This is a genomic window from Variovorax sp. P1_H12_2 (genome assembly GCF_056405335.1).
The window spans coordinates 1-1301 of the sequence record NZ_JBFUCI010000747.1 but is presented as its reverse complement, the minus strand read 5'-3'; the positions used below and the strand labels follow the sequence as shown (position 1 = coordinate 1301).

General features: G+C 51.8%; 1 protein-coding gene. It reads left to right on the top strand.

Annotation, left to right across the window (positions count from 1 at the left end; translation table 11 throughout):
* Window positions 1-1124, top strand: a 1124-nt coding sequence (locus tag AC1D2K_RS34815; protein ID WP_478095004.1) for a phytanoyl-CoA dioxygenase family protein, incomplete at its 5' end; no start/stop codon positions are given.
* Window positions 1125-1301 lie beyond the last annotated feature (177 nt).

The window sequence follows — 1301 nt, the reverse complement described above, 5'->3', positions numbered from 1 at the left end:
GTACGGGGAGATTGGGTGCGCGAATGGCCCGACTATCCCCTGCGACCGCGCTTGAGGTGGTCGGCAAAATACTCGCAGGCAGCCTCTGTCAAAGATTGGAGTGTCATATGAATGCGTATGCCGAAGCAATCCAAGAGCTCGAATCAGAGGGGTTTTATACGTTCAAGGGGTTTTTTCCAATTTCGAAGGTTGAGCAGGCCAAGCAGGAAGTGGCGACTCTCTTTTCGAACGACCTGGAACAGCGCGCCATACTGAATATAAGTGAACCTTGGAGTCGGAGCGGCGAATGCGTCAGTATCTTGACAAAACCAACTCACATTCTTCTCGACGCCTACGCCAAAAGCCCAACTTTGGACGCAATGGTCGAAGAAATATTGTCCGATGCCGATGTCAGTGAGGTATTGAGAAAGCTGGCGGGGCCTAAGATAAAATTTCGCGGGTATAACGTGCAACGGCTGACGGGTGAGCCCGATCCTCGGCCTTCCTATGGTGTCGCCTCCAATCCTCACGAATGGCACCGTGATAGCCCCGGCGAATTGGGCATAGCGATCTTCCTGGAGGACGTTCCTGGACCAGGTAATGGCGCAACCTCTTTTGTACGAGGATCCCATCACTTTCCATTTTGCCCGCGCTGGAGTGCTTTGTTCGGTCCACCATATACGAAGAAACTTGGTGTGCCTGGCCTGTCTCTGTTTCTAAGATGGAACATCTTTAGCCGGCTGCTCGCTCGTCGCGTTGTAGTCAACAGGGAAACGGGCGCTTATGGCGTAAAGGGCGATTTTTATATCTTTATTAATGATGTTTGGCATGGGCGCGAGCCCAACATTCACGGAAGAACTGGTATTAAAGTTATGTTGGGTGCTTACCCGACTTCTTTTGCATTCCCCGATAAGGTGATCAAGCCATCGGCGGAAATTTTGGCGCTATTGCCTCCACAAGTTCGTTTCAGCGCCGGCGGTTATGACGCCGAGCATCTTGATCAGAAAAACGGCGATACCTTGATCGAACGCATGCTCGCCAAGCGCGAGTCGTCCAAGCWCCATTGGACATTTCGATTGGCGCGCCTCGAGCGAAGATTCGCGGATGCAGTTTCGACCTTCTTCAGCAAGCTGCGTGCTTTATAGCTCGCAGGAATTTGGGAGGCTGCGTTGACAAACCCAAAGTACGTTCTATATCCATTTCACAGTGATTACTCGGCTCAGCCGAATGTATTCTGTCCCAATGTCATGGCCATCGCGAAGCCTGGCTATACGTCCGATTCCGTTTCCATCGACCGATTTGGCTTTCGCCTGCAGTATGAC